Source organism: Rhizobium sophoriradicis, assembly GCF_025200795.1.
GTDB classification, from domain to species: Bacteria; Pseudomonadota; Alphaproteobacteria; order Rhizobiales; family Rhizobiaceae; genus Rhizobium; species Rhizobium sophoriradicis.
The window spans coordinates 2630665-2656905 of record NZ_CP104152.1; the positions used below are offsets into that span (position 1 = coordinate 2630665).

Here is a 26241-nt window from a genome sequence, read left to right on the forward strand (position 1 = left end):
GCTATTCATGCCGGGGGCAAGGCCCAAGTTCATGAGAATATTCCGTTTTCAGCCATGGTGGAAAATCTTGCCGGGATTGAAGATGCCGTCCGGATCGAGCGCCTGCTTCACCTGTCGCATCAGATCCACCGTTCCTCCGAGCTCCTGCTCCAGAAAGGCCATCTTGCCTTGGCCGATCCCGTGTTCGCCGGTGCATGTCCCGTCCATGTCGAGCGCCCGCCGGTTGAGCCGTTGCACGAAGCTTTCGGCGACGGCGATGTCTTCGGCGCTCTTGTCGTCGAACAGCAGGAGCACGTGGAAGTTCCCGTCGCCGGCATGGCCGACGATCGGACCGAGCAAGCCATGCGCCTCGATATCCGCCTGCGTCTGCGAAACGCAATCGGCAAGCCGCGATATCGGAACACAAACATCGGTCGAAAGTGCGGCAAGCCCTGGAGCCAGCGCCCTGGCCGACCAATAGGCGTCGTGGCGCGCCTTCCAAAGCTTGGTCCGCTCCTCGGCATTGGCAGTCCACAGGAACTCGCCGCCGCCGCATTCGGCGGCGATCTCTGCGAAAGCTGCCGATTGCAGCGGCACCGTTTCGTCGGTGCCGTGGAACTCGAGAAACAGCGTCGGGCTTTCGGCATAGGAAAGTCCGGAATAAGCGTTGCACGCCCGCATCTGCACAGCGTCGAGCAGTTCGATACGCGCCACCGGAATGCCCATCTGGATCGTCATGATGACGGCATCGCAGGCCGCCTTGATGCTCGGAAAGGCGCAGACGCCGCCGGCAATCTTCTGCGGGATCGCCTGCAGGCGCAGCGTCACCGAGGTCAGGATACCGAGCGTGCCTTCCGCGCCCACGAAAAGCCGCGTCAGGTCGTAGCCGGCCGAAGATTTGCGGGCGCGCCGGGCGGTGCGGATTTCCTCGCCATTGGCGGTGACCGCCGTGACGGCGAGCACATTGTCCTTCATTGTTCCGTAGCGCACGGCATTGGTGCCCGACGCCCGTGTCGACGCCATGCCGCCGATCGAAGCATTGGCACCGGGATCGATCGGGAAGAACAGGCCGGTATCGCGCAGGTGGATATTCAGAGCCTCGCGGGTGATCCCCGGCTCGACCGTGCAGTCGAGATCCTCGGGATTGACCTCGAGCACGCGGTTCATGCGGCTGAAATCGATCGAAATACCGCCATTGGCGGCATTGACCTGTCCCTCCAGCGAGGAGCCGGCACCGAAGCCGATCACCGGCACCTTGTGGGTCGCGCAGACCCTGACCGCCATCTTCACATCCTCGGCGCTCTCGGCAAAGAGCACGCCGTCTGGCAGCTGCGACGGAATATAGCTGGTCGTGTGCGCATGCTGTTCGCGGAAGGATTGGCCGGTCTGGAAGCGCTCGCCGAAGCTCTGCTTGAGAATGCCGAGCACAGCGGCAATGCCCGCCTCGTTGCGTGTGCCGGCCTTTGCGTCCTTCAGCGCCATCTCTTTGATCTCCCTGCCATTCCAAGAAACCACGTCGTGTTTCGTGGGACCAGGCAGGGTATGCGGCAAGTCAAAGCGGCTGTCCAGTTAAGAATGGGAGAAGATTTCATTCCCCTTTTGTGATAGGACGGTCCGCTTTGCCCGAGACCTCAGACGATCGGCGGATTGAGCCGGGCGAAGCCCTCCTGCCGTCGATAGGGGAAATAGGGATAGGGCGCCGTTGTGGCGCTGACTGCGTCGAGCCTTTCGATCTGCTCCTTCGACAGGCTCCAGCCGACAGCGCCGAGGTTCTGCCTGAGTTGCTCTTCGTTGCGGGCGCCGATAATGACGCTCGACACCGTCGGCCGGCCGAGCAGCCAGTTGATGGCGATCTGCGGCACCGTCTTGCCGGTCTCCGTTGCGACGGCGTCCAGCACCTCGACAATGTCGTAGAGCTGCTCGTCGTCAACAGGCGGGCCGTATTGCGCCGTCTCGTGCAGGCGGCTTGCCGCGGGCAGCGGCTCACCGCGGCGGATCTTGCCGGTCAGCCGCCCCCAGGCGAGCGGGCTCCAGACGAGAGCGCCGACGCCCTGGTCGGCGCCGAGCGGCATCAGCTCCCATTCGTAATCCCGCCCCGCCAGAGAATAATAGACCTGATGGGCGACATAACGCGGATGGCCGTGCCGATCGGCGGTCGCGAGCGACTTCATCAGTTCCCAGCCGGCAAAATTGGAAACGCCGACATAGCGGATCTTGCCGGAGGCGATGAGCCCGTCGAGTGTCGCCAGCACCTCTTCGACCGGCGTCGAGGCGTCGAAGGCGTGAAGCTGCAGAAGATCGATATAGTCGGTCCCAAGCCGCCGCAGCGCCTCCTCGGTCGCGCGGATCAGCCGCGCCCGCGACGTTCCCCAGTCCTGCGGCCCCTCGCCCGTCGGCAACGCCGTCTTCGTCGAGATCAGCACGGCATCGCGCTGACCGCGAATCGCCTGGCCGAGCACTTCCTCGGAGGCGCCGGCCGAATAGACGTCCGCCGTGTCAAAAAGATTGACGCCGGCTTCGAGACAGATGTCGACGAGCCGTCGCGCCTCCTCGGCATCGGTATTGCCCCATGCGCCAAACAGCGGCCCGCTGCCGCCGAAAGTGCCGGCGCCGAAGCTCAAGACCGGCACCCTGAGGCCGGATGCACCGAGATTTCTATATTCCATGGCTCTGTCTCCTGTGTTTCTCGTGAGATAGACCCGGCCCCTGTGGTGATATAGATTGCCTTTCAGCAAAGCATTTGTGATTTGAATTCATCATGGGCCACCAGGACATCAACCGCTCCGGCGAGATGGAAGTCTTCGTCAGCGTCGTCGAGCGCGGTGGCTTTTCCGCGGCCGCCGCGGTGCGGCGGATGACGCCCTCCGCCGTCAGCAAGCTCGTCGCCCGGTTGGAGGCACGCCTCGGCGTCCGCCTCGTCAACCGCTCCACCCGCAGACTGCAGCTGACGCCGGAGGGCTGTGCCTTCTACGAGCGCAGCATCGCCATCCTTGCCGATATCGCCGAGGCCGAACGCCAGGCCTCATCCGGCGAGGAAGCGGCAGGCCGCATCCGCATCAACACCAGCGGCTCCTTCGGCAATCATGTACTGGCGCCGCTCCTGCCCGCCTTCATGGCGCTTCATCCCGCTGTGACGCTGGATATTGCCCATACCGACAAGGTGATCGACCTGATGGAGGAGCGCGCCGACGTCGCGATCCGCGCCGGGCCCTTGAAGAGCTCCAGGCTGATCGCCCGCAAGCTCGGCGCCACCGGCAAGATCATCGTTGCCTCGCCTGAATACCTCCGCCGTCATGGCGAACCGCGCACGCTCGCCGATCTCCGTCGCCATTGCCGCATCGGCTTTTCCTATGCCCGCGCCATCGAGGGCTGGCCGATGCGGGAGAGCGGTGAGACGGTGACGATCCCGATCACTCCGGGCATTCAGGTCGGAGACGGCGAAGCCATGCGGCATCTCGCTCTATCCGGCGCCGGCCTTGCCCGACTGGCCGCCTTCACTGTGCGCGCCGATATAGAAGCAGGTCGCCTCGTGCCGGTGCTCGAAGAGGCAAACCCCGGCGATCTCGAGGAGTTCTACGCCCTCTATATGGGCCAGGGCGGCCCACTGCCGGCGCGGGTACGCGCCTTGCTCGATTTTCTCGCCAGCCATGTGCGGCTCTGAGGCATCGGACAAGGCGACTCCATGAAAACAGCGACTTAAGCCGATTACTTGAATCAAACTCGCATCAAATGGCACCGAGAAGCCAGATTTCGCAATTGACCGCGTCCGAGCCACCCCTCTATACCGGGGCCTGCGCCAGCCGGCCGTTGCTGCCGGCCTCTCTTCGTCACGCCGGAGCTTCCTCCCTCCTTCAGCCTCAGGGCTTGGCCCCGGCTATGAAAGATACGGGACACATGCCATCCAGCCGCCTGCTGCGCGAATCCGGCCTGCCGAAATGGGCGCTGTTGCTGGCGCTCTCGACCGCCTTCACTGTCTTCCTCGAGCTCTTCGGGCTGCCCGCCTCGCTGTTGATCGGACCGATGGTCGCCGCCATCGTGCTGGCACTGACCGTCGGCAAGGGAAAGCTTCGCGTGCCGGCCTGGCCGCTGCAATTCGGCCAGGTCCTCGTCGGCCTGATGATGGCCCGCACCATCACCCCCGACATTCTCGGCACCATGGCGAAGGATGCGCCGCTCTTCCTGCTGTTCATCTTCTCGGTCATTGCTATTGCCACCGGCCTCGGCTGGCTGCTGACGCGCTGGCAGGTGCTGCCCGGAACGACCGCCGTCTGGGGCTCCTCGCCGGGCGGCGCCTCGGCCATGGTCATCATGTCGGAAGCCTATGGCGCCGATGCCCGGCTCGTCGCCTTCATGCAATATCTGCGAGTCGTCTTCGTCGCCGTTGGCGCCTCGGTGATTTCACGCCTGTGGGTGGCCGCCGACGGCGCCGAACCGCCGCCGCTTATCCTCTTTCCCGAAGTCGACTGGCCTGCCCTCGCAACGACGGTCGCCTTCGCCGCCCTCTGCGCCTATACGGTGCGGCGCCTGCGCATCCAGGGCGGGATGATCATCGTGCCGCTCTTTCTCGGCGCCTTCCTGCAAGGCATCGGTCTCTTGAAGATCGAGCTGCCGATGTGGCTGCTCGCCCTCGCCTATGCGCTCGTCGGCTGGAGCATCGGCCTGCGCTTCACCCGTTCGATCCTTTCGCATGTGGCGCGCGCCCTGCCAAGGGTATCGGCCTGCATCGTGCTGCTGATGGCGCTCTGCGGCTGCATGGCCGTTGCGCTCCATGTCTTCGCCGGCATCGACCCGCTGACGGCCTATCTCGCCACCAGCCCCGGCGGCGCCGATTCCGTCGCCATCATCGCCGCCTCCAGCAATGTCGACGTACCCTTCGTGATGGCGATGCAAACCGGCCGTTTCCTCGTCATCCTGCTGATCGGCCCGACCCTCGCCCGCTTCATCGCCCGCCGCTCAGGGCTCGCGGAAAATCCCGTATAGGGCGCACGCCTGTCCTATAGCCGGGCCGGCGACACTTTCCGATTTTCGGAATTATGCGCCAGCGCCGCCCACTGCCCGGGCGTCATGCCGTAGGCCTTCTTGAAGTGGCGGTTGAGATGGCTCTGGTCGGCAAAGCCCGTTGCCGCCGCCGTGTCCGAAATGCCCTCACCGGCACCGATCATGGCGCGAGCCTGCTGCAGCCGCCGCATCAGGAGGTAGCGATGCGGGCTCGTGGCGAAGGCCGCCCGGAAGTGCCGCGACAGTGCAAAACGATCGAGCCCAGTGACCGCTTCCAGTTCGCCGGAATGAACCGGCCGTGTGGCATGCGCTTCAAGATAATCGCGCGCCGCCCGTGTCTGCCGCCAGGCGATGGCCCCGAGCGGCCGGCGCGGCAACCGCGCGTGCCGTGACAAGCCGCCCGTCACCCGCGACACGAAATCGTCGACGAAGAGCTCGTCCAGCTCGCGGTCGAGTTCGCCGAGCGCGGCAAGTAGCACGCCGGCCAGCGCCGGATCGCCGATGACCGGTTCATCGACGAACGGCAGGCCAAGGCCCTCCGCCTCCAGGCATTCGAGCAGCAGCGCCGGCTCCAAATAAAGCATGCGGTATTGCAGCCCGTCCTCCGTTCCCGCCCCGCCGTCGTGTTCCTCGTCGGGGTGCAGCACGATCACCTGCCCCGGCAGGCTGAAGCGCCGCTCTCCGCGATAGCGAAAGGTCTGCACGCCTTTCACGGTGACGCCGAGTGCATAGGTGTCGTGCCGGTGCGGCTCGAACGCATTGCCGGAGAATTGCGCGCCGATGCGCTCGATGCCGGGAAAGGCGGGTGCGGTCAGAATGCCGTTGCCGGATGGTCCCGTGCACAAACGTTCAAGACCTTCGAAGATCTGCGGCTGTAGAAGCTGGCTCAACGCCCTAGACACCCCGTATTCCATGCATAGGTGAAAGACTGTCCAATGTTTGATACCAAAATTGCCGTCGTCCTGCGAAACAATCTTGCCGGCTGGCAGAAGCTGAACGTCACCGCGTTCCTGATGACCGGCATCGCCGGCAGGCATCCCGAGATTATCGGCGAGGCTTACGAGGACCGCGTCGGCAATCTCTACAACCCGCTGTCCATCCAGCCGATCATCGTGCTATCGGCCGACGAGGCGACGATGTCGGCAATCCACCGCCGCGCGCTGGAACGCGATGTCACCGCCTCGCTGTTTATCGAGGAGATGTTCGCGACCGGTCACGACGCCGCCAATCGCGCCGTCTTCGCCGAATATGCGCCCGACGATGCCAAGGTCGTCGGCATCGCGCTACGCGCCGACAAGAAGATCGTCGACAAGGTCACCAAGGGCGCGACGATGCAGCATTGAACACATGTCAGCGGGCCCGGCACAAGATGCGAAGCACGTTGACGCTTTAAAAGAAAAGGCCGGGAGCGACCCGGCCTTTCGTACACTCTGTCGGCACAGGCTCAGCCCTGGGTGATCGGCGCGATCTGGATTTCGACGCGGCGGTTCTGGGCGCGGCCCGCCTCGCTTGCATTGGAGGCGACCGGCTGGGACGGGCCGAAGCCGACGGCGGAGACGCGGCGCTGGTCGATGCCCTGGCCGCCGAGATAATCGGCAACCGAAAGCGCACGGCGCTGCGACAGATCCTGGTTGTGTTGCAGGCTGCCGGTCGAATCCGTATGGCCGTTGACGTCGATCAGCGTCCGGTTGAACTTGCGCAGCACGATCGCCACCGAATTCAGCGTCGGATAGAAGCCAGGCTTCACCGCATCCTGGTCGACGTCGAAGGTGATGTTCGAGGGCATGTTGAGGATGATGTTATCGCCGTTGCGGGTCACCGAAATGCCGGTGCCTTCGAGCTGGGCGCGAAGTTCGGCTTCCTGCTGGTCCATATAGTTGCCGATCGCACCGCCGGCGAGCGCGCCGATGCCGGCGCCGATCAGCGCCGCATTGCGCTTGCCGTGCCCGCCGCCGCCGACGGCGACACCGACGAGAGCGCCGCCAAGCGCACCGAGCGCCGCGCCCCCCGCCGTATTGGAAACCTTCTGTTCACCGGTATAGGGATCGGTCGTCGTGCAGGCGCTGAGATAGCTTGCTGCGACAGCCAGAAGTATGAATTTCTTGATCATGGACAGGACGGTCTCCGTTCAAAGCTGATGCGAGCAAATGGCAAGGATTACGGCAAGAAAATGAAGAGGTTCCCTTGATAGGAGAATTTCAGGCGCCGAAATAGCAGCCATGTTGCTTGAATGCGCGGATATCACCAGTTTTAGCAACTCGATCAGGATGACGGGCAGCAGTCGCAACGATCAGCCCTCATGGTAAGGAAGCTCGGGGCGTCTCGAACCACGAGGGCGGGTAGCTGGGTGATCTCACCTCTTAGAAGTTCTGGAACAGCTGCCGCACCGTATCGTAGGTCGCGTTGGCGATGTTCAGCGACTGCAAGCCGAGCTGCTGCTGCGTCTGTAGTGCCTTGAGCTTGCTGGCCTCCTCCTCCATGTCGGCATCGACCAGCCGGCCGATGCCGGCGGTGATGTTGTCGTGCAGTTTGGCGGCGAAGTCGTTTTGCAGCTCGATGCGTTTTTCCAGCGCGCCGAAGGCCGAGCCAACCGTCGTCAGCTGCGTCAGCGCCGCATCGACGACACTGATCATCTCGCCGATCTGCCCTTGCGTCGTCGCGGCCGATAGCGAAATGACGACCTGGCCGGCGGTGGTGCCGTTCTTGCTGGTCATCAGCACGTAATTCTGCGAGGTCCCGAGTTCGCTAGCGAAATGGGCCGAGGTCAGGACGCCGTATTCGCCGGAGCCGGTCGCCCGGTCATCGATCAGATAGCGCGCATCCTTGGAGCTCGTGGCTCCAACCGGCGTATTGTCGATATGGTAGCTCAGCATGCCGACTGAAACCGTGCCGTCGGCATTGCGGATAAAGGAGGCCGGAATTTGCCGCGGTTGCGTCGGCGTGGCGTCGTTGTTGAGGACGACCCAGTTGTCGCTGTTGAAGGTCGCCGATTCAGAGACGCTACGCAGCTGCTCCTGCAGTTGCTTGAGCTCTTCGTTGATTTTCGTCTTGTCGACCCCATCCTCGGTCGCGGCGACTAGCTTTGCTTTGATCTCTGAGACAACGTCGACGACGTTCTGGACGCCGGTATAGGCGGTACCCATCGTCGCCGCCGCCATGCCGAGCGCATCCTGAATTGCCGAGACCGCCTTGTTGTCGGTCCGTGCGGTGGTGGCGATCGACCAGTAAACCGCATTGTCGGCCGCTTTCGCCACACGCATGCCCGTCGTGATGTGGTTCTGCGTGACGGTCATATTGCGGTTGATATCGCGCAGCACATGGAGCGCCGCATCGATGGAGACGCGCTGATAAATACTCACGGGAACTAAACTCCAAAAACACAACAGAACGCAACTGAACCAGGAATGAACCATCCGCGCGGACACTCATGTCCGGGGTCGCTGAATCCAGCGCGTTGCGGCCTTCGAGAAACGGAGAAGACCAGTTGGTTCCTGGTCACGATCATTGCCGCTTATGCTTAACAAACGGCTAATCTTCAGACGAAATTTATCTTATTTGGCAAGGCTTGATATACCATAACAAACCCCGCCGAATGGGAAATCCGGCGGGGGATTCAGTCTGATGCAAGCCTCATTCTGCGGCTTGCAGCTGCTCTTCGTCTGGTGCGGCGCGAGGCCGGGTGGCGACCGCCATCTCCTCGTGCAAGCGCGCTTCCTCATGGGCGTGCGGCTTGGCGAAGCGGGCAAGCAGCAGATAGGCGACCGGCGTGATGAACAGCGTCACCAGAGTCGCGAAACCGAGACCGCCGACGATCACCCAGCCGAGCGCCACGCGCGCTTCCGCACCTGCGCCATGGGCGAAGACCAACGGCACGCCACCGAGAATGGTGGCAATCATCGTCATCATCACAGGGCGCAGGCGCAGCGCGCAGGCTTTCTCGATCGACGAGCGCACGTCCTCGCCTCGATCGCGCAACTGATTGGCGAATTCGACGATCAGGATGCCGTTCTTCGCCATGACGCCGACGAGCAGGACGAGGCCAATCTGGCTGTAGATGTTCAGGCTGGAGCCGGTGATTACGAGCGCGAAGACGGCGCAGGCAAGGCCGAGCGGCACCGTCGACATGATGATCAGCGACGACAACACGCTTTCGAACTGCGCCGCCAGAACCAGGAAGATGATGACGATGGCGAAGCCGAAGGTCAGCGCCATGCCGTTTGAGTTCTCTTCCAGCGTCGCAGCTTCGGCGAGCGGCAGCAGGCGCGCGCCCGGCGGCAGCAGCGGCTCGGCGAGCTCGGTCACTTGGCTGACGGCATCGCCGAGCGACATGCTGTTCTTGAGCCCGGCGGTGATCGCGACGGAGGCGAGCTGCTGCTCGCGGTTCAGCTGCGGCGCGACCGAGCCCTCCTTCATCGTGGCGATGACGGACATCGGCACGATCTTGCCGTCGCCGGTCTTCAGGAAGACGTTTTCGAGATCTGTGGGATCATCGATCGGCCGTGTCGTCGAGGTCAGAAGCACTGGATAGGATTCGCCATCGACGAAGACATCGACCACCGATCGCCCTTCGAGCAGCGACTGGATCGCCGTCGAAAGCCCGGTAATGTCGATGCCGAGGTCCGAGGCGCGCTCGCGATCGATCGCCACCGACACCTGCGCCTGGCTCGGTTCGTTGGTCAGGCGCGGCGTGTCATATTGGCCGGTGGCCTCGAGCGCCTGCACCAGCTTGGCTGCAGCCGCCGTCAGCGCCTCATGATCGTTGCCGACCAGCGCCATCTGCACGCCGCTGCCGGCGCCGCGAATACGCAGGCTGTTGGAGGAGATTGCATTGCCGCGCAGCGCCGGCACCTTCGCCGCCGCCTGGTTGATGTCCGCCACGATCTCCGCCTGCGTCCTGTCACGTTCGCCCCAGGGAGCGAGCGTCAGCACCATGAAGCCGCTGTTCAGCGAACCGCCCTGGCCGGAGATCGAAAAGACGTTGCGAATGTCGCCGCTGTCGACCAGCGGCTGCAGAGATTCCTCGACGAGCTGCATCTTGTCGCGGGTATATTCGAGGCTCGATCCCTGTGGCGTCGTCAGCCGCATCATCACCAGCGATCGGTCTTCCTCGGGCGTCAGCTCGCTTTTGACTGTGGAGAAGGCAATGAGGGCGGCGCCGGCGAAGATCACCGAAAACAGGATGACAACGAAGGGCGCGTTCAGACAGCCGTGCAGCGCCCATTTGTAGAGACGGGCAAGCGCGCCGCCGAAGCGGCCAAGCACGCCGTGATCCTCGATCATCGGCTTCGTCAGCATGCGCGAGGCGAGCATCGGACACAGCGTCAGCGCCACGATCGATGACAGCCCGACCGAGAAGGCGAGCACGAAGCCGAATTCGCGGAACAGGCCGCCGACCTGTCCCGGCAGGAAGGAGAGCGGGATGAACACAGCAGCCAGCGTCGCGGTCGTGGCGACGACGGCGAAGAACACCTCGCGCGTGCCGAGCACGGCTGCCGCCCGCGGCCCCATGCCCTCGGCGCGGCGGCGCACGATGTTTTCGAGCACAACGATCGCGTCGTCGACGACGAGGCCGGTCGCCAGCACGATGGCGAGCAGCGTCAGGATGTTGATCGAGAAGCCGACCATGTAGATTGCCGCCAGCGTGCCGATCAGCGCCACCGGCATGCTGACCGCCGGGATCAGCGTCGCCCGCCAGTCGCGCAGGAAGAGATAGATGACGGCGGTGACGATGACGGCGGCGAGCACCAGCGCCAGCACCACCTCATGGATCGCGCCCTGGATGAAGACGGCGTCGTCGCTGGTGATCGCGATCGTCGTTCCCTCCGGCAGCGTCTTCGATAATTGCTCGACGGCGGCCTTGATGCCGGTCGAGATGTTCAGCGTATTCGACTGCGCCTGGCGGATGATGCCGAGGCCGATGCCGGGCTTGCCGTTGGAGCGCAGCGTCGTGTCGCCGTCGCGCGGCCCAAGCGTCACCGTCGCGACGTCGCCCAGCCGGACGCGGTCCTGCAGCATGACGTTGGAAAAATCCGCCGGCGTCTGCAGGTTGGCGGTGGCGCGCACGACGATATCCTGCGTCGCACTCTTCAGCGAACCGGCCGGCACATCGAGCGCGGCATTGTCGAGCGCCTTCGTCAGGTCGCCGATGGTGAGCCCGCGGCTCGCCAGCGCGCCCTGATCGACATCGACGCGGAAGACCTTCTCCTGGTCGCCATATTCCTCGACGTCGGCCACGCCGTCGACGGAGGCCAGCCGATCGATCACCTCATTCTCGACGAGCTGCGTCAGGTCGTCCATGTTGAGGTTGGTGGAGGTGACGGCAAGGCGCATGATCGCCGAGGAGTCCGAATCCGCCTTGACGATCTGCGGCGCATCCGCCTCGTCGGGCAGGTTCTGGGTGATGCGGCCGATCGCATCGCGCACATCGTTGGCGGCGACTGCGAGATCGATCGCATCGGAAAATTCGAGCGTCACCCGGCTCTGGCCGAAGGAAGAGGTGGACGAGATCGATTTCAGGCCGCTGACGCGGGCGACCGCACCCTCGATCACCTTGGTCAATTCCTGGTCGATCGTCTGCGGCGATGCACCGTCAAAAGTGGTGCGCACGGTGACGACGGGACGGTCGACATCCGGCAGCTCGCGCACCTCGACGCCGACATAGGCCGCGAGGCCGGCAACGACCATCAGCGTGTTGAATACCAGCGCCAGGATAGGCCGGCGAACGAAAAGCGCGGTGAAGCTCTGCTTGCCCGACGATCCGCCCTGATAAATCTCGGTCACGCTCATTGGGTCGCGACCTCCCCGTTCGACGCGACATCGGCGGAAACGCGCACCGCTCCGCCCTCACGCACGCGCTGCAGGCCCTGCGTTACGATCTTGTCGCCGTCCTTGAGATCGCCGTTGACGAGAATGAAGTCGGGATTGCGCTGCACAACGCTGACCCGCACCTTATGCGACTTGTCGTCAGTCACCTGCCAGACGAAGGAGCCTTGCGCATCCCACTGCACGGACTGCGGATCGACCGCCGGATATTTGTCGCCGGGGAATTTCATGCTGACGCTGAAGGACATGCCGGCGCGCAGCTCGTCCGACGAATTGTCGATCCGGGCGCGCAGGCGCAGCGTGCGGCTCGCTGCATCGATGCGGTTATCGACGGCCTCGATCACGCCCGAGAACATCTGCCCCGGCTTTGCGACCGACATCGCCTCGACCGGCTGGCCGACCGCCACCGTATTGGCAAAGCGCTCCGGCACCCAGAAATCGACAAGGATTTCCGAACGGTCGTCGAGGGTGACGATCGGCGTCGTCGTCGTGACGTTGTCGCCAATATTGACCGGCACGATGCCGACGATGCCGTCGATCGGCGCCACGATATTGCGCCGGGCGAGATTGAGCTCGGCCGCCTGCAGCTGCAGGCGGGCGCCCTGCTCGGCAATCTCGGAATCGAAGACGTCCATGCGCGACACGCTGGACTTGATGTTGTGATAGAGATTGGATTTTTCGACGGCGGCCCTAACCGCCACATCCGCCTGGCCGCGGGCGATTACCTGCTCCTCGCTGTCGAGCTTGGCCAGCACCTGGCCGGCCTTCACCCTGTCGCCCGACTTGATGAGAATCTCGCGAATCGTCCCGGCTGCCTGCGGCGTCACGGCAACCGAGCGGATCGCGTCACCTGTGCCGATGGCGTTCAGCCGATCGTTGACGACACCCTGGACGACAGCCTCGGTCGCGACGAGAATCGCGCTGTTGCGCCCGCCGCCACTGCGGCGGTTCTGCCCCTGGCCCTCGCCCTGGCTACGCCGCTGGCCCTGCGCCCCAGCATCTGCTGTCTCTTCAGCCTTCGGTGCGATCTTGGAAACGAGGCTCTCTGGAATGCCGGCATCGCGCATCATATCGCCGGCACCCGGCACAAAGAAAACCCATGCGGCAAAGCCGGCAATAATGACGATGAGCGAAAGTACGAACTGCTTCCAAAAGGCCATTCACGTCTCCGGAGGGACTCGAGGTTGGACCAGGGTCGGTCGAAAGAGGCGCTGTGGGGTCGAAGTCCCCCAGGGATCAAGAACCCTGTTGATGCGACAATATCGCGCGTTTACAGCTTAACGGCAAGCATAAGCACCCGGCATTACCGATTTGTAATATCAGCAAAGAATGGAAGTCGCCGCGTCGCTCACTTTTGCTTGAACAAGCTTGCAAACGTCTTGACGAAGCCGGGTTCCAGGCAAGATTGCTCAGCGCAACCAGTGCCGGTGAATGTCTACCGACGCATTGACCACCGCAGGCCGAGCACCGCCGCCAGCCCCAGCACAGGCCACACCGCCCAGAAGCGTCCTTCCCAGGTGAAGAGGTTGATGCCGATGATGCCGAGCGCCACGATCACCAGCGCCGCGAGCTTACGATCGAAGAGGGTCTGGCCACGGTTCCAGGCCAGCGCAGCAACGACGGCGAGCGCGAGGACAGGAAAGCGCGCCCAGAAAACGCCCTGCCACGACAAAAGATTGATACCGATCAGCACGGCGGCGATGACGCCGAGCACGGCATACAGTCTTCGTCCGCCCGGAGCCGGACTTGTCTCCGCCGTGACCGCGGCCGCCGGCAATGGCCGGGCAGCGGCAGGCCGCTCGGCAGACGGCGCCTCGTCACTGCCGTCGCCGATCCTCACCGCATAGCTCGGCACGCCTTCCTCGACATTTTTGACCATCAGCGGCCCGAGAAATTCGAAACCGACGGCCACCTTGTTGCGAACCTGGTCGTACACCGTACTCGATATAACGATTCCGCCCGGCGCCGCCGAGGCCTGCAGCCGCGCGGCGATGTTGACGCCGTCGCCATAGATGTCGTCGCCCTCGACGATCACATCGCCGAGATTGAGGCCGATACGGAACAGCATGCGCCCGTCGTCCGGGCGGCGGGCGTTGAAGCCGGCAAGTTCGTTCTGCGTGTCGACGGCTGCACGCACGGCCTCAACCACGCTCGGGAAATCGGCGATCAGCCCATCGCCCCAGGTGTTGACGACACGGCCGCCATGGCTTTCGATCAGCCGCCCCATCGCCTCCCGGCAGTGCTTCAGCGTTGCAAGCGTCCCCTCCTCGTCGGCTCCCATCAGCCGCGTATAGTCCTGCACGTCAGCACAGAAGATCGTCGTCAGCTTGCGCCGCGTTTCACCCATGGTCCTTCGTCTCCGCGCTGTCCGACCCGGAGGGATCGCAACGACAGCAGATTACGAAGGCTTTGCCTTTGTTGCCACCGGTAATTGCTGATCGATCATCCATCATTCCTGATGTAAGCGGTTCAGCTTCTTCCGCCCGACCAGTCATCGACCTTTAAAGGCTCAGAAATGCGAGCGAAAGCCTTGTCACGCGTGACGAGGGTTGCCGCGGTCGCGACGGCATGAGCGGCAATCATCATGTCCAGGGGCGCCAGAATCGTGCCTTTGGCTTCACAGGCGGCGCGCAGGTCACCATAGGTTCGCGTGACGTCGTGATCCCAGGGGAGAACATCGACCCTGAGAAGGAATTGCCTTACCCGCTCGGATAGCGCCTTCGGATAGCCTCGCTTGGCAAGACCGTGGAGCAATTCCCCTTCCGTGATCGATGAGATGACGATCTCGTCCATTGGAAGCGTCGCCAGTCTTTTAAGTATCTCCGGCCGATCGCCTTTGATGACATGACTGGCGATATTGGTGTCGAGCATCCATGCCGTCATTCCTTCCAACCTTCGAACGGATCACGATCTTGCGAAGGTTGGCGACGATCGGCCGGTCCAAGGAAATCGTCCGGAATCGGATCCTTCCGATGGAGTTCGAAAAGGCCATCCCATGAATCCGGCTTGCGCGATAATATGACATCACCGGTCTTCGGATCACGACGAACGAACACTTCGCTCTCCTCAAAGCGAAACTCCGCAGGGAGCCTCACCGCCTGGCTGCGGCCGGTCGTAAAAATCTTAGCCGTTTTCGTTGCCATGACAGCCTCTCCATTGCGATAGCTATCATGATATATATCATCGACTAGCAACAGACAAGCATGCCACCGGTGCCGCGATTATTGAACGATCTTACGCGGGCTCGCCGTGTGCTCCCTCGCCACTGTACTGGAACCGTCGATTTCCTGGAGCAAGACGTCGTAGCCCCAGAGATCGGCGAGATGCTGCAGGACAAGCTTCGTGTCGTTTTCCTGAAGATAGCAGCCGTTCATGACGATATGCTGCAGCAGCAGCCGGCGATCGCCGGCGAGGTCGACATCGACGATATCGATTGCCGGATCGGTCCAGCCGATATCATATTCGCGGGAGAGCTGGCGGCGGATGCGCAGGTAGCCCCGCTCATTGTGGATCGCCGAAACCAGCACACCCTCGGCCTGTTCCGGATCGTCGTAGAGATGGAAGAGCCGCAATTGCCGGATGAGGTTCGGGCTCAGGAACTGGCTGATGAAACTCTCGTCGCGGTAATTGGCCCAGATGTCGCGCAGGACCGCCATCGCATCGCCGCGGCCGGCGATGTCAGGGAACCACGTGCGATCCTCTTCCGTCGGCTTCGTGACGATCCTCTCGATATCCTGCATCATCGCAAAACCAAGCGCATAGGGATTAAATCCCGAGAACCGTCGATCGTCATAGCTTGGCTGGAAGACGACATTGGCATGCGACTTCAGAAATTCGAGGAAGTTCCCGTCGCTGATCTGCCCCCGCTCGTGAAGCCGGTTCATGATCTGGTAGTGGACGAAGGTTGCGGTTCCCTCATTCATGACCTTCGTCTGCCGCTGGGGATGGAAGTATTGCGCGACATGGCGGACGATGCGAAGAATCTCGCGCTGCCAGGGCTGCAGTCGCGGTGCAGATTTCTCAAGAAAATACAGTATATTATCCTGAGGCAGGCCGAGCGCGGCGCGACGCTTCTCCAAGCCGATGTCACCGGCCTTTTTCGCCTTGCCGACGGGAACCGTGCGCCACAGGTCGTTGAACATCTGCTCTTCGTGGGCGCGGCGCTCCTGCTGCCGCTTCTCCTCCTGACGAAGATCGATGGCGGTTTTGCCCGCGTACCGATGCACCCCGTGCGACATCAGCGCATGCGCTGCATCAAGCGTCCGTTCGACTGCCGTCTCGCCGTAACGTTCCTCACAACGCGTGATATAACCCTTTGCGAAGTCGAGGTAATCGAGAATACCCTCGGCATCGGTCCAAAGCTTGAAGAGATAATTGTTCTTAAAGAAGTGATTATGACCGAAGGCGGCATGGGCGGTGACAAGAGTCTGCATCGTCGCCGTGTTCTCCTCCATCAGATAGGAGATGCAAGGGGAGCTGTTGATGACGATCTCGTAAGCGAGATCGCGCATACCGCGACGGTAGAAGGTCTCATGATGCGCGAAGTGTTTACCGAACGACCAGTGCCGGTAAAAGAGCGGCATGCCGGTTGAGGAATAGGCATCCAGCATCTGCTCCGACGTGATGACTTCGATCTGGTTCGGATAGACGTCGAGGCCGAGTTCGCCGAGGGCGATCTCCTCGCAGGCATCGTGAATGCGCTGCAGTGTTGCGAAGTCCCAGTCGGCCCCCTCGAACAAGAGCCGGTCTCTCGGCCTCACCGTCATGGTCATGGCGTCACCTTTGACTGTGCGTCACGTTTCTGGAACAGATCGTGGAAAACAGGGAATATCTCGCCTCGCCGGCAGACTTTCCGCATCGACAGCGGCAGCGGCTCGGAACGGATCCCGTCATAGAGCATCCACAGCGGTGACCGGGATATGGATGAATCCCCGCCTTCCTCACCGACTTCGATATAGGCGAAATACTGGCACAGCGGCAGAATTTCGCGCAACAACTGCCCGGTCAGGTTTCCGTCCGAATGGGCGTTATCGCCGTCCGAAGCCTGGGCGCCGTAGATGTTCCACTCGGCCGGATCGAAGCGCGCCGCGATGATTGCCCGCATCGCCGCAAGGGCGCTGGAAACAAGCGTGCCGCCCGTCGCTGGACCGTAGAAGAAGGTTTCCTCGTCGACCTCTTCGGCCCTGTCGGTATGACGGATGAAGACGATTTCCACTTTCTTGTAGCGTTTCGACAGGAAAAGATAGAGCAGCAGATAAAACCGCTTGGCCAGGTCTTTCATGTGCTCCGACATGGAGCCCGAGACGTCCATCAGGCAGAACATCACTGCCTTCGCCACAGGCTTCGGCTCGTTTTCGAAGCGGCGATACCGAACGTCGAGCGGATCGATATAGGGAATGCGCCGGCTTTTCTCCGTCAGCGATTTTAGCTTTGCCTCAAGCGCCAGACGGCTCTCGTCGTCCTCGCATTCCTCGATCTGCCGCTGCAGCGCTTCGATTTCCTCGCGGCGCGGACGGCCAAGCGCGACACGGCGCATCATCGCAAGCTTCGTCGTGCGGCCGACGGCGATGTTGGAGGGCGATCCCGAAACCGAATAGCCGGCCCGGAACGGCGTTTCCTCCTCAGTTTCGGCTAGACGCCGCTTGGCGAGATCGGGCAGTTCAAGATCGTCGAGGAACACATCGAGGAATTCCTCCCGCGTCAGGACGAAACGGAAGCCGTCCTCACCATCGCCTTCGCCCGCATCCTTTGGTTTTCCACCCCTCCCGCTCGGCGGCCGCGGAATGATGTCGCCTTCGACGAAGGCCCGGTTTCCGGGCAGGATGTGATCGGCAATACCGCCCTCACCCCTGCGCAGGCTCGGTTCGGCCATCCCATCGATCGGCAGGCTGATCTCCCCGCCGTCGAGCACGTCTCGAATGTTTCGGTTTTGCAGCGAACGTTTCACCGCCTGCTGCACGGCTCCCTTCATGCGTCGAAGGAACCGCTGACGATTTTCCAGACTTTTACCGCGCGGATTTAGCCGCCGGTCGACAATGTGCATAATGGCTCCGCATTAACTTGCCTGTTTGACGCGCATGTACCATTCGACAAGGCGCCGAACCTGCCGCTCCGTGTAACCTCGCGCGGCCATGCGCGAGACGAATTCGCTATGCTTCTTTTCGGTTTCCGAATCCTTCTTCGATCCGAAGGAAATGACCGGCAAAAGATCCTCGACCTGAGAGAACATACGCTTCTCGATGACTTCCCGGATCTTCTCGTAGCTCGTCCACGACGGATTTTTTCCGCCGTTGGCTGCCCGCGATCGCAACGAGAACTTGACGATCTCGTTGCGGAAGTCCTTCGGATTGGCGATTCCAGCCGGCTTTTCGATTTTCGTCAGTTCCTGATTGAGGAGCTCGCGGTCGAGAAGCTGGCCGGTATCGGGATCCTTGAAGTCGACATCTTCGATCCAGGCATCGGCATAGTCTACGTAGCGGTCGAACAGGTTCTGTCCGTAGTCCGCATAGGATTCAAGATAGGCCTTCTGGATCTCATTGCCAATGAACTCTGCATAACGCGGCGCAAGATCGGCCTTGATGAATTCCAGATAACGCTTCTCGACATCGTCGGGAAACTGCTCGCGACGGATCGCCTGTTCCAGCACATACATCAGATGGACGGGATCAGCGCCGATATCCGTGGTGTCGTGATTGAAGGTGGAGGCGAGCACCTTGAAGGCGAAGCGGGTCGATATCCCGTCCATGCCTTCGTCTATGCCGGCAGCATCCCGGTATTCCTGAACGCTGCGGGCACGCGGATCGCTTTCCTTCAGGCTTTCGCCGTCATAGGTGCGCATCTTCGAGAAGAAGGTCGAGTTCTCATGCTTGCGCAGGCGAGAAAGCACGGAGAAACGCGCCAGCATTTCGAGCGTTGCCGGTGCGCATGGTGCATCCGCCAGTTCGGATCCCTCGATCAGTTTCTCGTAGATTTTCTGTTCCTCCGTCACCCGGAGGCAATAGGGCACCTTGATCACGCAGATACGGTCGATGAAGGCCTCGTTGTTCTTGTTGGCCTTGAAGGTCTGCCATTCCGCCTCGTTCGAATGCGCGAGGACGATGCCGGAGAAGGGTATGGCACCGATATTTTCGGAGCCGATATAGTTGCCCTCCTGCGTTGCCGTCAGCAGTGGATGCAGCATCTTGATCGGCGCCTTGAACATTTCGACGAATTCGAGAATGCCCTGGTTGGCGCGGTTGAGCCCGCCGGAATAGCTGTAGGCGTCGGGATCGTTCTGCGAGTAGGTTTCCAGCTTGCGAATATCGACCTTACCGACCAGCGAGGAAATGTCCTGGTTGTTCTCGTCGCCGGGCTCGGTCTTGGCGATCGCAATCTGGCGCAGCCGCGAAGGTTGTATCCTGACCACGCGGAATCGGGAAATATCGCCGCCGAAATCGTCAAGCCGCTTCAGGCACCAAGGGCTCATCAGCCCGTTCAGGCGCCGCAGCGGGATGCCATACTGCTCCTGGAGGAGCGAGCCCATCGTCTCAGGATCGAAGAGGTTGAGCGGGCTCTCGAACACGGGACTGATCTCGTCGCCCGCTTTCAGCACGTAGATCGGATGGACCTCCATCAACTGCTTCAGCCGCTCCGCCAGCGATGACTTGCCGCCGCCGACCGGGCCGAGCAGATAGAGAATCTGCTTGCGCTCCTCGAGTCCTTGCGCCGCGTGCCGGAAGAACGAAACAATGCGTTCGATGGTCTCTTCCATGCCGTGAAAGCCGGCAAACGCTGGATAGACCCTTATAGTCCGGTTCATGAAGATCCGGCCGAGGCGCGCATCCCTGGCGGTGTCGACCATCTGCGGCTCGCCTATGGCAGCGAGCAGGCGCTCCGTCGCATTCGCATAGGCAATCGGTTCTTTTTTACAGAGGTCGAGATATTCCGAAACCGAGATGTCGGTCTCGCGGCGCGCTTCATAACTGCGCGTGAACGCATCGAATACGGATTCACTCAGCATGGGACCTCCATTAAGGTTATGCCGCAGGCTCTAAGCCGTATAACCATCGAGATGGCCACGGCGTTCCTAAGAATCAATAGTTTCGTAGGTATATTCGACGCTCACCGGCTGTTTGTGGCAATGCACAAAAAATTGCATGCACCGGTATTTTTTTACTCTACGAAACTGTTTCATATTGTAGTTGAGAAAAGGCCCATCGCGATATCAGCACATTTAGCGACGTGACATGACTGTCAAAAAGGTGTGCAATGGCGCCGGTGATTCGAGCTGCGGGAAATCGGCGGCCGACAAGCCCGGTCGGTACGGGTGGCGAATCGCGCTCTCTTCCTCCGACAGAATAGAACGGGCGCATCGTGACCACGCGCCCGCCCGCGCCGTCAGCCGTTGAACGCCTTTTCCAGCGCGGCGATATCGATCTTGACCATGCCGAGCATCACCTCGGTCACCCGCCTCGCCCGCTCGCGATCGCTGTCAGCGACCATTTCCGAAAGCACCCGCGGCACAATCTGCCAGGAAAGACCCCAGCGATCCTTCAGCCAGCCGCAAGCCTCAGGCGTGCCGCCATTGGCGAGAAAAGCATCCCAGACCCGATCGATCTCGGCTTGGCTTTCCAGCAAAACCGCGATCGAGAAGGAGTGATTGAAGCTGTCGAGCGGGCCGGCCTTCATCGCCAGGAAAGCCTGGTCGCCGAGGGTGAACTCGATCAGCTCGACGCTGCCGGGAGGACCGCTCGGCGTTTCCGCCGGCAATATAGTCGTGCGGCCGATCCTGGAATCGGGGATGATGGATATGTAGAATTCGACAGCTTCGCGCGCTTGCTCCGCGAACCAGAGATTTGAGATGACCTTCGGCATGAAACTTCCTCCTGATGGCTTGTCGGCGGGATGATCCGGATCGTTGTTCGATGATCCAAGGACGTCGATCCGGCGCCGGCGCCGACAGCTGCCGCAGAAATTTTTCGGCAGTCGCCGCGGTCCCAGCCGCCACATTCCGATCCGTTGCCGCAGTGCCGTGGCGGCGAACCGCCTGGGATCGCGGCAGTCCGGGAATGAAAGCAGAACATCTTTTCTGGTCTTTCCCTCCCGAATCACTACATTACGCGCCATGAGCAATAGTTTCGACGACATCCCCTTCTTCGACGAAGAGCCGGGCGAAATGGCGCGCAAGCCGCAGCCGCCTGCCGCACCCGCCGGAAGGGCGCCCGCTGCCGGCGGCGGTATCGCCGCCCGCGCCATGGCGGCGCGAGACGGCGGCAAGCGACCGGATTACCTCGCGGGCCTCAATCCCGAACAGACGGAAGCCGTGGAAACCTTGGAAGGTCCGGTTCTCGTCCTCGCTGGCGCCGGCACCGGCAAGACACGAGTACTGACCACGCGCATCGCCCACATCCTCAATACCGGCCGCGCCTTCCCATCGCAGATTCTCGCCGTCACCTTCACCAACAAGGCCGCCCGCGAGATGAAGGAGCGCATCGCGCTCCTCGTCGGCGGCGCCGTCGAGGGCATGCCCTGGCTCGGCACCTTCCATTCGATCGGCGTCAAGCTTCTGCGCCGTCACGCCGAACTCGTCGGCCTCAGCTCCGATTTCACCATTCTCGACACCGACGACGTCGTCCGCCTGATCAAGCAGCTGATCCAGGCCGAAGGTCTTGACGACAAGCGCTGGCCGGCCAAGCAGTTCGCCGGCATGATCGACACCTGGAAGAACAAGGGTCTCGGCCCGGCCGATATTCCCGAAGGCGACGCGCGTGCCTTCGCCAATGGCCGCGGCCGTGATCTCTATTTCGCCTATCAGGCGCGCCTGTCGACGCTCAACGCCTGCGATTTCGGCGATCTGCTGATGCATCCGATCGCGATCTTCCGCAAGAACCCGGATCTCCTCAAGGAATATCACGGCCGCTTCCGTTATATCCTCGTCGACGAGTATCAGGACACCAATACCGCACAATATATGTGGCTGAGGCTACTTGCCCAGCGCAGCAAGGGCGAGCCCCAGAATGTCTGCTGCGTCGGCGACGATGACCAGTCCATCTACGGCTGGCGCGGCGCCGAGGTCGACAATATCCTGCGCTTCGAGAAGGATTTCCCCGGCGCCAAGGTGATCAAGCTCGAGCGCAATTATCGCTCGACCGAACATATCCTCGGTGCGGCCGCCCATCTGATCGCCCATAATGAAGGCCGCCTGGGCAAGACGCTGTTCACCGACCGCGCCGATCCCGACGACGTCAAGGTGCAGGTCCACGCCTCCTGGGATTCGGAGGAGGAAGCCCGCGCCATCGGCGAAGAGATCGAGCAGCTCCAGCGGGGCAAGCATCTGCTGAACGACATGGCGATCCTCGTGCGCGCCTCCTTCCAGATGCGCGAGTTCGAAGACCGCTTCGTCACCCTCGGCCTCAATTACCGGGTCATCGGCGGCCCGCGCTTCTACGAGCGCTTGGAAATCCGCGATGCCATGGCCTATTTCCGCCTGGTCGCCCAACCGGCCGACGACTTGGCTTTCGAGCGCATCATCAACACGCCGAAGCGCGGCCTCGGCGATACGACGGTGCGCGCCCTGCATGATTATGCGCGTGCCCGCGATATCCCGATGCTGGCGGCGGCCGCCGACATGATCGAGACCGACGAACTGAAGCCGAAGGCACGCAAGGCTCTCTTCGACGTGATTCAATCTTTCCGCCGATGGCAGGAACTGCTTGAAAACACGCCGCATACCGAACTTGCCGAGCAGATCCTCGAAGAGTCCGGCTATACCGACATGTGGAAGAACGACAAGAGCGCCGAAGCGCCCGGCCGCCTCGAAAACCTGAAGGAACTGATCCGCTCGATGGAGAGCTTCGAGTCGATGCGCGGTTTCCTCGAGCACGTCTCCCTCGTCATGGATGCAGAGACCAACGAGAACCTCGACGCCGTTTCGATCATGACGCTGCATTCGGCCAAGGGCCTGGAATTCGATACCGTCTTCCTGCCCGGCTGGGAGGAAGGCCTGTTCCCGCACCAGCGCTCGCTGGATGAAAGCGGCCGCGCCGGCCTGGAGGAGGAACGCCGGCTGGCCTATGTCGGCATCACCCGCGCCAAGCGCCGCTGCCACATCTGGTTCGTCTCCAACCGCCGCATCCACGGCCTCTGGCAATCGACGCTGCCCTCGCGTTTCCTTGACGAGCTGCCGGAAACCCATGTCGAGGTCGCCGAGATGGAGCAGAGCTACGGCGGTTACGGCCGCGGCGGCTACGGCCAGTCCCGCTTCGACAAGGCCGAACCTTTCGCCAACTCCTATTCCACGCCCGGCTGGAAACGTGCCCAGGCCAACAAGACCGATGCCACGCGCGACAACTGGGGTACCCGCTCCGGCCACGCCGTCGAACGCATCGGCTATGGCGAAAGCGGCCCGAAGGGACGCACGATCGATGGCGAGCTGGTGGCGAAGTCGACCTCGTCGGAGCCGTCGCGCTTCACCCTTGGCGATCGCGTATTCCACATGAAATTCGGCAATGGCAACATTACCGGCATCGAAGGCAACAAGCTGACGATCGACTTCGACCGTGCGGGGCAGAAGCGGGTGCTGGACGGTTTCGTTGAGCGCGTCTGACCGCGCGACGAACCGCAGGAACAGTCACCCGAACATCCGCATACTGCTGAGCCCTAGGATATCGTTCAGCAGAGCGATCCCCATTCCGAGGGCGACGATCGACAATCCGATCAGGAACAGCCGGCGCGCCCGGTCGTATTTGACGGCGAGCAGCGAGTCTCGCGCCAAAAGATCGGCAAACACCTTCACCTGAATGGCGATGCCGACGGTCAGGAATGCCATCGGCAGCAGATCGACACGGCTCCAGTCATTCGGGTTGGAAACCCACAGACTGATGAAGTTGAGCGAGAAACCAAGAATGATTCCGGTTGCCGTTAACGATCCGTTGCGGAAGGTTGCATCGATCTTTTCATCTGTCTGGGGTTCGGACATGGGTCTCGGTCTCGGCTTGCTGCTCGGGCAAGAAAGGCAGAAATCGGGGCGGCCGGCAAGGCCGCCCTCTTTGCCGGACGCAACCGACACCTATCGCATTGGTTGAATTAGCAAATTCTTTTCCGCCGACTGCTACCAACAGTGACAGAATTAACGCTTGCATGCGGGCTTCCGGGAATTCACTAGTTGATGCATTCGGTGCATTTGGCATTTGCATTGCCATAACGCGAAGGGATTGGCCTTGATGAAAGCGCTGCTGCTCGTCGATATCCAGAACGGCTTCTGTCCGGGAGGAAACCTGCCGGTGCCGGACGGCGACAAGGTCGTTCCCGTCGCAAACAGGCTGATCGACAGCGGCAAATACGATCTGATCGTCGCTTCGCAAGACTGGCACCCGCCCGGCCACGGCAGCTTCGCCTCCGCCCATCCGGGTGCCGCCCCCTTCGAGATGGGGGAATTGTCCGGCAAGCCGCAGATGATGTGGCCCGACCACTGCATCCAGGGCACGCTTGACGCCGAACTGCATCCGGAGCTCAAATCCGAAGAAATCGACCTCATCCAGCAGAAGGGCGAGGATCCCGGGATCGACAGCTATTCGGCCTTCCGCGACAATGACCGCGACGCTTCGACCGGCCTTTCCGATTTCCTTGAAGATCAGGGTGTGACCGACCTCGACGTCTGCGGGCTGGCGACCGATTACTGCGTCAAATTCTCCGCCCTCGACGCGCTGGAGATGATGCCGGGCTTGCGCGTGCGCTTCATCGAGGACGCCAGCCGCGGCATCACGCCTGAAGGCGTCGCCGCCGCCATCGATGAGATGCGGGCGCACGGCATTGCCGTGATCAACAGTGCGGATGCCTTGCGCGAATGAACCGCCGATCTCCTATTTCAACAGATAGGCATCGAATGTCTCATCGCTGCCGGCAACGGGGCCGAAACGCCTGACGAGGGTCGTCTCGCTCCGGAATGCGGAAATCTCCTCCGGCGTCAGAGACAGCAGCCAACTGTAACTTTCGCGCAATGAGACGGGCGCGGCAATCCGGTCAAGCCGCTGTGAGAGAAGAATGACGATGGGCGCATCCTCGCTCTGCTGCAGTTGCCGCGCCGTCTGCAGTATATCGGCAAGGCTGAGCGAAAGCCGCGCATGGCGGGTATACCGCACGATCGCGCCGAACCGCTGCTCCCGTAGAAGATAGGTGCGATTGGGGATGTAATAGGGCAAGGGTTCCACGAGATAATCGGGATCCGCCATGATGATCGCATCCTTGAGGTCCGGGCGCGATTGAATGAACGACCCGAGGTCCCGGGCTCGGCTCAGCGGAATGTCGGTGAAGAGGAACTGATGGACCTTTTCGATACCGGAGGCGACCTGCAGCGCCAGCAATATCATGAAGCACAGACGCCCGATCTTGACGACGCCACCGGCTGCCTCGACACCGGCTATGCCCGCGGAGCCGGGCCGAGGCGACGTGGTCAAAGCAGTGATGCCGATCATGAAGACCAGCCATAAGGCTTGATGTCTGTAGTTGCCTGGGTAGACAAGCGTAAAAAGCAGCGAAAGCCCGAAGAGAACCGATGCGGCCGCGAACATCGCCGGCGGCCGGTTGGCCAGCCTAAGCAGACTGCCATAGATGAGCACCGCCATCAGCGAGGCGAAAACCCGAGCAAGCAATGGATCGGCCAAGACCAGTCGAAGGATCCTGTCGGGGTAGAACTCCATGAAATAGGAAGGCGCCCCGACAAAGGCATAAAGGACTAGGGGAGCGAAATTCTTGCCTGCGAGATCGTTCTGCCCGGCATCGTTGAAGGTCGGATAGACTGTCATGACACACAGAAGAACGCCGACCGCGGCAAAGGCTGCGGCTGTCGCAAAGGCGCGATATGCCGACAGAAAAGGTCTTGGACGCGCCAGGATCAGATCGAAAAACCAATAGGCAAGAAAGCCGCCGACCAGCACGACCGAGTGGACGTTGGTATTTGCCAGCAAGGCAAACAACAGGCCGAGCACCATGCCGTTGCGCATTCCCCTCTCCCAGCTCAGGACGATAAGGAAGACCAAAAGCATGCTGATGCCGTAATTTCGCGACATCGCGGCGTAGTCGAAAACCGAAAAGCTGCTGAACAACGACAGCAGCATAATCGAGCGCGGCAGTTCAAGCCTGAAAACAAGAAGGTAGGCCGAGGCGGCCGCGATCGTCAGTGCGACAATTTTCAGGACGACCGGTGAGCCGATGACAAGATAAGCGGCGCGCAACAGGATATACCAGAGAGCCGGATGACCTTCGCCCTGCATCTGACGAAGCATGTCGACGAAATTCTCTCCCTGAAGGGCCAGCGACAAGGCGCGAACCTCATCGCGCCACACGGTTTCTGACCAACAAAGCGCGGATGTCAGCGCAAACCACACCACAAAGATCAACGTCTTGCAGAGCGTTGTTGATCGAGGTTCATCGATTTTAGAGACAATAACAGCCAACGGAAGCAAT

At 61.7% G+C, this 26241-nt stretch carries 21 protein-coding genes; 5 read left to right on the forward strand and 16 right to left on the reverse strand.

What is annotated here, in order from left to right:
• Window positions 1-48 precede the first annotated feature (48 nt).
• Both N2597_RS13165 and N2597_RS13170 read right to left on the reverse strand, forming a co-directional pair.
• Window positions 49-1461, reverse strand: a complete 1413-nt coding sequence (locus tag N2597_RS13165) for an FAD-binding oxidoreductase (protein WP_183597241.1) — start codon at window positions 1459-1461, stop codon at window positions 49-51.
• A 149-nt stretch (window positions 1462-1610) separates the two neighbouring features.
• Window positions 1611-2645: an aldo/keto reductase gene (locus tag N2597_RS13170; RefSeq protein ID WP_183597239.1), complete on the reverse strand. Its 1035-nt coding sequence runs from the start codon at window positions 2643-2645 to the stop codon at window positions 1611-1613.
• 92 nt (window positions 2646-2737) lie between these two features.
• On the opposite strand from N2597_RS13170, the gene N2597_RS13175 reads away from it, so the two are divergent.
• Both N2597_RS13175 and N2597_RS13180 read left to right on the forward strand, forming a co-directional pair.
• Window positions 2738-3640, forward strand: coding sequence for a LysR family transcriptional regulator (locus tag N2597_RS13175; RefSeq protein WP_183597237.1), 903 nt, complete (start codon window positions 2738-2740; stop codon window positions 3638-3640).
• Between the two features lie 233 nt (window positions 3641-3873).
• Window positions 3874-4959 (forward strand): AbrB family protein, encoded by a 1086-nt coding sequence (locus N2597_RS13180; protein WP_106795399.1) that lies wholly within the window; start codon window positions 3874-3876, stop codon window positions 4957-4959.
• A 14-nt stretch (window positions 4960-4973) separates the two neighbouring features.
• Here N2597_RS13180 and N2597_RS13185 read toward each other — a convergent pair whose 3' ends face one another.
• Entirely contained in the window at window positions 4974-5867 is an 894-nt protein-coding gene (locus tag N2597_RS13185; RefSeq protein WP_077992990.1) for an AraC family transcriptional regulator, read from the reverse strand.
• A gap of 45 nt (window positions 5868-5912) precedes the next feature.
• On the opposite strand from N2597_RS13185, the gene N2597_RS13190 reads away from it, so the two are divergent.
• Window positions 5913-6320: a PTH2-like family protein gene (locus N2597_RS13190; protein WP_077992991.1), complete on the forward strand. Its 408-nt coding sequence runs from the start codon at window positions 5913-5915 to the stop codon at window positions 6318-6320.
• Window positions 6321-6421: 101 nt separating this feature from the next.
• On the opposite strand, the gene N2597_RS13195 is transcribed toward N2597_RS13190, so the two are convergent.
• From N2597_RS13195 to N2597_RS13245, 11 genes are all read right to left on the reverse strand, one after another.
• The gene (locus tag N2597_RS13195) at window positions 6422-7087 is read right to left on the reverse strand and encodes a YiaD family glycine zipper/OmpA-like lipoprotein (protein WP_004673336.1); all 666 of its coding nucleotides are present in this window, start codon (window positions 7085-7087) and stop codon (window positions 6422-6424) included.
• A 250-nt stretch (window positions 7088-7337) separates the two neighbouring features.
• On the reverse strand, window positions 7338-8336 hold the full coding sequence (locus N2597_RS13200) for a flagellin N-terminal helical domain-containing protein (protein WP_077992992.1): 999 nt from the start codon (window positions 8334-8336) through the stop codon (window positions 7338-7340).
• A 271-nt stretch (window positions 8337-8607) separates the two neighbouring features.
• The gene (locus N2597_RS13205) at window positions 8608-11763 is read right to left on the reverse strand and encodes an efflux RND transporter permease subunit (protein WP_183597235.1); all 3156 of its coding nucleotides are present in this window, start codon (window positions 11761-11763) and stop codon (window positions 8608-8610) included.
• Complete coding sequence (locus N2597_RS13210; protein ID WP_096763402.1) at window positions 11760-12959, reverse strand: efflux RND transporter periplasmic adaptor subunit; 1200 nt, start codon at window positions 12957-12959, stop codon at window positions 11760-11762. The genes N2597_RS13205 and N2597_RS13210 overlap by 4 nt, the downstream gene beginning before the upstream one ends.
• Window positions 12960-13234: 275 nt before the next feature.
• Window positions 13235-14146, reverse strand: a complete 912-nt coding sequence (locus N2597_RS13215; protein WP_183597233.1) for an adenylate/guanylate cyclase domain-containing protein — start codon at window positions 14144-14146, stop codon at window positions 13235-13237.
• A gap of 122 nt (window positions 14147-14268) precedes the next feature.
• The gene (locus tag N2597_RS13220) at window positions 14269-14682 is read right to left on the reverse strand and encodes a type II toxin-antitoxin system VapC family toxin (protein ID WP_096770448.1); all 414 of its coding nucleotides are present in this window, start codon (window positions 14680-14682) and stop codon (window positions 14269-14271) included.
• Window positions 14679-14942, reverse strand: a complete 264-nt coding sequence (locus N2597_RS13225; protein WP_010061195.1) for an antitoxin — start codon at window positions 14940-14942, stop codon at window positions 14679-14681. The genes N2597_RS13220 and N2597_RS13225 overlap by 4 nt, the downstream gene beginning before the upstream one ends.
• 78 nt (window positions 14943-15020) lie before the next feature.
• Window positions 15021-16571, reverse strand: coding sequence for a SpoVR family protein (locus N2597_RS13230; RefSeq protein ID WP_039620973.1), 1551 nt, complete (start codon window positions 16569-16571; stop codon window positions 15021-15023).
• Window positions 16568-17842 carry a YeaH/YhbH family protein gene (locus N2597_RS13235; RefSeq protein ID WP_038690084.1) on the reverse strand — a complete coding sequence of 425 codons (1275 nt, stop codon included), beginning with the start codon at window positions 17840-17842 and terminating at the stop codon, window positions 16568-16570. The genes N2597_RS13230 and N2597_RS13235 overlap by 4 nt, the downstream gene beginning before the upstream one ends.
• Before the next feature lie 12 nt (window positions 17843-17854).
• A complete protein-coding gene (locus tag N2597_RS13240; RefSeq protein WP_038690085.1) occupies window positions 17855-19798 on the reverse strand; it encodes a PrkA family serine protein kinase in 1944 nt (647 codons plus the stop codon).
• Between the two features lie 377 nt (window positions 19799-20175).
• A complete protein-coding gene (locus tag N2597_RS13245; RefSeq protein WP_038690088.1) occupies window positions 20176-20652 on the reverse strand; it encodes a VOC family protein in 477 nt (158 codons plus the stop codon).
• A gap of 250 nt (window positions 20653-20902) precedes the next feature.
• Here N2597_RS13245 and N2597_RS13250 point away from each other — a divergent pair, with 250 nt between their 5' ends.
• Window positions 20903-23383 carry an ATP-dependent helicase gene (locus tag N2597_RS13250; protein ID WP_096770445.1) on the forward strand — a complete coding sequence of 827 codons (2481 nt, stop codon included), beginning with the start codon at window positions 20903-20905 and terminating at the stop codon, window positions 23381-23383.
• A 24-nt stretch (window positions 23384-23407) separates the two neighbouring features.
• On the opposite strand, the gene N2597_RS13255 is transcribed toward N2597_RS13250, so the two are convergent.
• Window positions 23408-23755 (reverse strand): hypothetical protein, encoded by a 348-nt coding sequence (locus tag N2597_RS13255; protein ID WP_038692701.1) that lies wholly within the window; start codon window positions 23753-23755, stop codon window positions 23408-23410.
• 244 nt (window positions 23756-23999) lie between these two features.
• Here N2597_RS13255 and pncA point away from each other — a divergent pair, with 244 nt between their 5' ends.
• A complete protein-coding gene (gene pncA, locus N2597_RS13260) occupies window positions 24000-24626 on the forward strand; it encodes a bifunctional nicotinamidase/pyrazinamidase (protein WP_051649896.1) in 627 nt (208 codons plus the stop codon).
• 12 nt (window positions 24627-24638) lie between these two features.
• Here pncA and N2597_RS13265 read toward each other — a convergent pair whose 3' ends face one another.
• Complete coding sequence (locus tag N2597_RS13265) at window positions 24639-26231, reverse strand: hypothetical protein (RefSeq protein ID WP_183597317.1); 1593 nt, start codon at window positions 26229-26231, stop codon at window positions 24639-24641.
• Between the last annotated feature and the right edge of the window lie 10 nt (window positions 26232-26241).